Below are 7,003 nucleotides of genomic sequence, written 5' to 3' on the forward strand. Positions count from 1 at the left end.
AGAAGGTTGACCGGGTCGCGTCGGGTTATCGCGTGACGACATTGAACCAAAACTCAAATTTTTCCCTTTCTCCAGGCGGCTCGCTCCTTTTTACCTGTTGTCTACTTTTCATCCGTTCTGCGGAATGTCATTGATTGAGGTATAGATTGTCAGTCCATGCTGGCGGGCGACTTCGATATCCATGTCGGCACCTTTAGATGCTCCCGCAATCCGGTAAATCGCGTCACAGCGGGTAATGAGTCGGTGGGCGACCGGGTAGAGCATCGCTTCGCTGATCTCATCATCTAACGACATGGAACCTGCCGCCTTAGCCAGCGGCAACGCGAGCCATTCGCCAATCAGCGGAATGTGTCCGCGTTGGTACACCTCCAGTGCAGCGGCTTCGAGACGATGAAGGTTGGCGTCGATCAGAGCCTGTTTTCCGTCGGTACCGCTGCGATAAGGGCCGGCGATTAAAATGAGTTGTGCTGTCATGATATCCTCACTCTTTGTTGTCCTAGGCAGAAATGCACATTTCTGCACGTTTTAGTTGCCTGAAGGCCGTTGTATTTGTAGAGTACGTATCATAAACAGCAAATTCGTGCATGATCAAGGTTAATCGTGCACATTCAGGAATAACCCTATGCTTACCGATCAGCGAAAGAAATTGATCCTTGAACTGCTGGCCGCCGAAGGTCAGGTGTTATCGAAGGCGCTCAGTAACCGGTTCGCGGTTTCCGAAGACACGATCCGCCGCGATTTACGTGAACTTGCCGCGGAAGGATTTCTGCAGCGTGTACACGGCGGGGCGCTGCCATCGTCTGGTGCGACGGCGCCGTTTCTTGAACGAAAGTCATTGAAAACCGACGCCAAAAAGCGCGTGGCGCAAAAAGGGGCTACGCTGATTTCCCCCGGTCAGGTGGTAATCATTGATGGTGGGACGACAACAACAGAACTGATTGCCTGTCTGCCGGATGATTTAAACATTACCGTGGTGACCCACAGTCCGGGCATCGCATTAGGGCTGGTCAATCATCCGCTTATCGAGATCATCCTCATCGGTGGTCGCGTGTATAAGCACTCCATTGTCACGGTAGGCGCGGCGACGGTTGAAGGAATGCGTAACATTCAGGCCGATCTCTTTTTCATGGGCGTGACGGGGATTCACCCGGAAGCGGGGTTAACCACGGGAGATTACGAAGAAGCGTGCATCAAACGTGCATTTTCCGCCAGAGCCGCAGAAACTATCGTCCTGGCGTCACCGGAGAAGATCAGCACCGCGTCTCCCTTTGCCATTGGCGACGTATCGCTGATTAATACGGTCGTCGTGGAAGAGAATACCGACGAAAGCTGGATCCGCGCGATGAACGCGAAGGGGATCGCGGTGGTGCAGGCGTAGTTAGCCCGCCGTCACGCGTTTGCCGCTGGTGACAAATGTACCGGCGCCAAGATGATGCAGGGTGTTGAGTTTGTCGTCATCGAACTGCCAGCGGCCTTCGACAAACACCCGTTCATCGGCAGCGGCAGAAACCACTTCACCGAATAAGGTGTCGTATTTTTCCTGCGCAGCGGTGGCGGGGAGGAGGCGGCACTCCATCCATGCCAGACATTTTTCTTCGACGACCGGCAGTCCCAGTACGGGGCCTTTGACCACCGGAATGCCGTAACAGTTGAATTTGTCTTCATCGCGCCCGGAAACGCTGCCAACGGCGTAAGTCCAGTTAGTGGCGGCAACACCGGGAATGACAATACCGAACAGGCCGCTGCGCTCAATTAATTCCCGCGACCAGGCCGTTTTATCGACCACAATGGCGAGACGAGGCGGATCAAACTCAACGGGCATCGACCACGCGGCGGCCATGATATTGCGCCGGTTGCTGACCTCATCGCGGCTGGTGATCAGTACCGTGGGACCATGATTGAGCAGACGACTGGCGTGGCGTAATTCGACAGGACGAAATCGACTCATAGAATTGTCTCGCAAAGGGTTTTTCTCAGTATTATTGAAAACTGACGTTGCGCCAAGCGCCGAATAACACCTGCCTCACTCTTTGGCACATCGTTTATACTCGGATAACGATTTAAGGCCCACGACAGGAAATCTGATGACGCCGATCCTGAATGCTTATTTTGCTCGTCTGAACTGGTCAGGGCGTGCCGAAGTCAATATTGAGACGCTTCGGGCGCTACATTTGCAGCATAACTGTACTATCCCGTTTGAAAATCTCGACGTGCTGTTACCGCGAGAAATGCACCTTGATGACAGGTCGCTGGAAGAGAAACTGATTACCGCACGTCGCGGCGGCTATTGCTTTGAGCAAAATGGCGTATTTGAGCGCGTACTGCGCGAACTGGGGTTTACCGTGCGTAGTTTGCTGGGACGCGTGGTGCTGGCTAATCCGCCGAGCCTGCCACCGCGAACTCACCGTCTGCTGCTGGTTGAACTGGATGGCGAATCGTGGATCGCCGATGTGGGATTTGGTGGTCAGACGCTTACTGCCCCCATTCGTCTGCAAGCGGACATTATCCAGAAGACGCCACATGGAGAATACCGTTTGCAGCAGGAGGGAGACGACTGGATCCTGCAGTTTTGTCATCATGATCGCTGGCAATCGATGTACCGTTTTGATCGGGTGGTGCAGCAGCAAAGTGATTATGTGATGGGCAACTTTTGGTCTGCGCACTGGCCGCAATCGCATTTTCGTCATCATCTGCTGATGTGTCGTCATTTGCCGGACGGGGGAAAATTGACCCTCACTAACTTCCATTTCACGCATTACGAAGGTGACAGAGTGGCAGAACAGCGCAATTTACCGGATGTCGCTTCATTGTACTCGCTGCTACAGGAACGTTTTGGTCTGGGAGTGACAGATGCGAAGCATGGTTTTACGGAAACTGAGCTTGCCAGGGTGATGGCGGCGTTTGATACGCATCCCGAAGCGGGAAAATAATGAAAACCCGGTAGGCGCAGGCGCTTACCGGGCATAATTTTAAAAATCTATCGCCCATTCAGCGTGAAACAGAATCACCGCGTTACCCGTGATGGTGACTTTTTCCGGCTGGTTATTCTGAATCGTCACGTTAATTTCAACGGTGCCATCGCGACCCAATGCCCGTCCCTGATGTCCTTTCACCTGCAGCGATTTCCCGTCGTGTGCCAGTAAACCGTGATGCACCAGCCAGGCACCCATCGGGCCATTGGCATTGCCGGTCACCGGATCTTCAACAATACCAATTGCCGGTGAGAACATGCGCCCGTCAGTCTCATTTTTGCCCGGACGGATCTGGAATGGGAAAAAGCCATTGCAGCCAATTTGCTGACTGATGGTACAAAGCGCAGAAAGATCGGGCGCGAGGGCATCGATATCGACTTCAGGCTTAAGCGGAATCATCACTTTAGAATGACCGGTCGACGCCACCTGAATCGGCAAGCCCGGCAGCATATCGCTTTCATTCAGGTGTAGCGCACGAAGAATAGCCGCGCGGATGTCACCTTCAATCGGCGCTTCAAAGGTTGGCGTGCCTTGTTCCAGCGAAATACAGTAATCACCGTCATCATGACGGATCGCCACCCGGTGTCGACCCGCCAGCGAGGTTTGCCAGACTGTGGTGTTGCCCAGTCCCAGCACCGTGGCGCGGACATAATGCGCCGCAACGGTGGCGTGCCCGCAAATCGGCACTTCTACGGTCGGCGTAAAGTAGCGAATGCGGACATCGCTGTCATCGCTTCGCAGCAGAAATGCGGTTTCGGAGTGGCGTAATTCGCGGGCAATCAGTTGCATCTGTGTTTCGCTGAGGCCATCAGCATTCAGGACGACACCTGCGGAATTGCCGCGAAAGGGGGTTCTGGTGAAAGCATCAACGTGGTAAACCTGTGGTTTCATTAGCGTTCTCCCTGAGTGAGGGAAGCATCATAACGTGGAAAAGGCCGGATAGCGATGCATCTGTCAATCCGGCGTGTGAAAGAATAAACCCCGGCAGGCATTTACACGAGCCGGGTGTTTTATTATCAGAAGGAGGCTTTAATCCCCACCATTGCAGAGGTATCGCTGTAGCCGTTGTTRCCAACCTGCTGAGCGACGTTGCCCCACAGGGCGACGTTYTTCGTCAACTGGCCTTCAACACCGGCTTTCAGTTCGCCGATATTGCGGGCGCCTTTCAGATTCACRTTTTCACCGTTCATTGMGACGCCAAAGTCTTTGCTGTTGTGGATCCAGTTGGCTTCGACAAACGGCTGGAAGGTGTGGTCTTTGCCGTCGTCCAGTGTGTTGTGGCCCTTGCCGAACAGACGGACGCCGACGCGTGTCTGGATGTTGCCATCACCGTTACCTTCAACGCGGGTACCGTTAACTTCTTTGTGCTCATCTGCCTTCACGCCCATCCAGGTGATCTGGGCTTTTGGCTGAATATACAGMGCGTTACGCTCGCTGAGTTCGGCCAGTTTCCAGGTGTAGCCGGATTCAACAGAGGCGGTGAAGCCCTTCGAATCATACTCTTCAGATTCGACGTCACGACCAGAAACGGTGTTATCAAACCAGCTGTACTGCGCCCAGCTATCGACATACGCGCCTTCGTGCGTCGCGTTGTCCTGCAGCCAGGTGCCGTACAAACCAACGCTGTAACCACTGATGCGGCTGTCGGCCCGGTTACCGTTACGCTGGTTTTCGGCGCGCGCTTTCTGGTTGGCATAACCGGCCATCAGGCCCAGATGGTAGCGGTCGGTGTTGTCCGAAGACCACTGCGCAATGTCGCCGCCCAGTTGCATGACATAACGGTTGGCCTGCATATCCAGTTGACCACTGCTGTCTTTCTGACGGGTATGACCGCCCACGTTACGCAGCCACATACTGGTGACGGCTTCTTCGCCGGTCAGCGCGTCCACGTAATGCGTTTCGCCCAGACGATCCTGCAAACGGGTATTGAACAGCGTGTTCGCCGCCTGCAGGTTCATGCCGTACAGACCGGCTTCCGGACGCACCGCGTGTTCGCGCGGCGTCGGAGTTGGCGGCTGCGGATCGGTAGGATTCAGAGGATCCAGCGGAGTAACCGGAGACAGGGCGCTGCTCAGATACCAGTTTTTATTATTCTCGCCTTCACCGCGATGCAGGGTGTAGTCATACGCACCGGCCACGATACGGCCATTTTGTTTAAACACACCGTCAGAATTGCCGCCAACGCTAATCAGTTCGATGCCCGACGTCGTCAGACCGCCCGCGCCCCCGGCGTTCAGTACTTTAACGTTCGTGCTGCCGGAGGTGTTGCCCGCAACGATCATCCGGTCAGTCGGCGAGCTGTCATCGCCCAGTTGGGTGTTCATCACGAGATTACCGTTAGTGCCTGTGTAATCACCGTCCACTGTCAGGGTTTTGAAGCTCGCGGTATCACGCGTCAGCATACGACGCTTTGYGGCGGYYGGCATAAAGGTCAGCGTGGAGTCATYCAGCGTCAGGTTGGTGAGCTGAGAACTTTTGGTCATGTTCCAGGCCGAGCCGTCGGCCAGCGACAGGTTATTCACCGCATTACCGCTGGTGACCATCCCGCCGACGAAACGCGACTGGTTAATCGCATTCACATCAACCACGGCGGAATCCAGGGCTTCAATCGTCCCGACAACGTCGATTTTCTGCGGGTTAATCGTCACACGGGAGTCGGCATTTTCCGCCAGAATGGCAGTGGCATCCGGGTCGTTGTAGCTAACCCCCATCTGTACCCCACCGTTCAGCGTGATYTCGCCGCCYTTRTYCGCMTGRACGTAKTTCCAGCTCCCACTGCGGGTGGTATCGACAACATCAATGTTCAGACGACCATTAATGTCGATTTTACCCGCCGTGAGSGCATCTTCTTTACTGGCCATAATACCGGAACCGGTCGTCTGTTGATGCCCTTGAGTATCCAGGGTAATGGTCAGGTTATTACCGGTATATTGCGAGGAGCCCATTGAATCGACGCCTTCAAGAACCGTCTGATCCGCGCCTGATTTTAACAATACTGACGTCGTTCCATGAGTGGTGATGTACGAATCCAAATCGATGTCATCAATACCATCAGATAGCCAGATACCTGTAGCAACCGCCCCAACGCGATTGGCAGTGATATCGACCGCGGTATCACCAAAGGCTTCAATATAACCCGCGTTAGCATTAATACCGTCTGCAAACTCATCAGCAACGGATTTCACGGTGGCATTCTGATAACGAATAAGCGAGCGGTGAGTGGAATTTGTCGATTCTGAAACGATCCCCACGGAGTATTCCGTACTCTTGTTATTAACAATCAGGTTTTCAGCGTTGATGAGGGTTCCTTCTTTCGCATAAATGCCAAAAATGTGTCCCTTCGCTCCGGTGATGGTTGCATTCACCGTGGTGTCACCGGTCAGGGTAATCACGCCGTTATTCTTATCAGCGTAAATACCCATGATGTCCTTATTATCACGTTTGTGGCTGATGTTTATGGTTAAATCATCAGCAATAATCGCGCCTTTTTTCGCAAGATAGGCATCGCTTGATCCGCCGACATTGAGAATGCCAACCGCGAACATCGTGTGATAATCATTGTCCAGCGCCAGGTCAGGGCGTCCTTCAACCGTACCCGGAATGTAATCCCCGACAAGCTGATTAATGGTAGAACCTGACCCCAAATTGATTGTGCCGCTATTGGCAACAAAGACAGCGCCAGAGGCAAGTGAAAAATCGCCATCTTCAAACTCGCCCATGCCGCTAACAATCGGTGTTCCAGCCGGAGCCGTCACCGTAATCGCGCCATTGTTTTCCACGAAGAGGGTGTTGTCTTCCCCTGCGACGCTGATAATTTTATAGCTGCCACCTGCAACCAGGGCACCACTGCCGGTGATAATGCCATCATCTTCATCATAAATTTTTGCATTTACGTTATTTGTCATTAACAGGCTGCCGATCAACAGCGCCATAGTGGTTAATTTAAATTCTTTCATATCCCTATTCGCTTTTTTTAATAGACAAATACAGCACGGAATAAATTATATTTCTCAACGCTGCGTTTTGGTTTC

Annotated in this window: 6 protein-coding genes; 2 read left to right on the plus strand and 4 right to left on the minus strand. The window is 53.3% G+C overall.

Annotated features, from left to right (window positions below):
• Nucleotides 1-108: 108 nt before the first annotated feature.
• Nucleotides 109-474 (minus strand): DUF4406 domain-containing protein, encoded by a 366-nt coding sequence (locus JTI98_RS15415; RefSeq protein ID WP_058588083.1) that lies wholly within the window; start codon nucleotides 472-474, stop codon nucleotides 109-111.
• A gap of 148 nt (nucleotides 475-622) precedes the next feature.
• Here JTI98_RS15415 and JTI98_RS15420 point away from each other — a divergent pair, with 148 nt between their 5' ends.
• Entirely contained in the window at nucleotides 623-1,378 is a 756-nt protein-coding gene (locus JTI98_RS15420; RefSeq protein WP_216081478.1) for a DeoR/GlpR family DNA-binding transcription regulator, read from the plus strand.
• Here JTI98_RS15420 and JTI98_RS15425 read toward each other — a convergent pair whose 3' ends face one another.
• Nucleotides 1,379-1,948 carry a flavin reductase family protein gene (locus JTI98_RS15425; RefSeq protein WP_043000670.1) on the minus strand — a complete coding sequence of 190 codons (570 nt, stop codon included), beginning with the start codon at nucleotides 1,946-1,948 and terminating at the stop codon, nucleotides 1,379-1,381.
• 136 nt (nucleotides 1,949-2,084) lie between these two features.
• Here JTI98_RS15425 and nhoA point away from each other — a divergent pair, with 136 nt between their 5' ends.
• Nucleotides 2,085-2,930, plus strand: a complete 846-nt coding sequence (nhoA, locus tag JTI98_RS15430) for an N-hydroxyarylamine O-acetyltransferase (RefSeq protein WP_044328482.1) — start codon at nucleotides 2,085-2,087, stop codon at nucleotides 2,928-2,930.
• A 39-nt stretch (nucleotides 2,931-2,969) separates the two neighbouring features.
• Here the strand turns inward: nhoA and JTI98_RS15435 are convergent, their stop codons facing one another.
• A complete protein-coding gene (locus JTI98_RS15435) occupies nucleotides 2,970-3,863 on the minus strand; it encodes a PhzF family isomerase (RefSeq protein WP_216081479.1) in 894 nt (297 codons plus the stop codon).
• Between the two features lie 125 nt (nucleotides 3,864-3,988).
• Nucleotides 3,989-6,928 carry an autotransporter outer membrane beta-barrel domain-containing protein gene (locus JTI98_RS15440; RefSeq protein WP_216081480.1) on the minus strand — a complete coding sequence of 980 codons (2,940 nt, stop codon included), beginning with the start codon at nucleotides 6,926-6,928 and terminating at the stop codon, nucleotides 3,989-3,991.
• Nucleotides 6,929-7,003: the final 75 nt, after the last annotated feature.

Origin of the sequence: Citrobacter sp. MGH 55 (assembly GCF_016906145.1) — a bacterium.
Taxonomy (GTDB): domain Bacteria; phylum Pseudomonadota; class Gammaproteobacteria; order Enterobacterales; family Enterobacteriaceae; genus Citrobacter_A; species Citrobacter_A amalonaticus.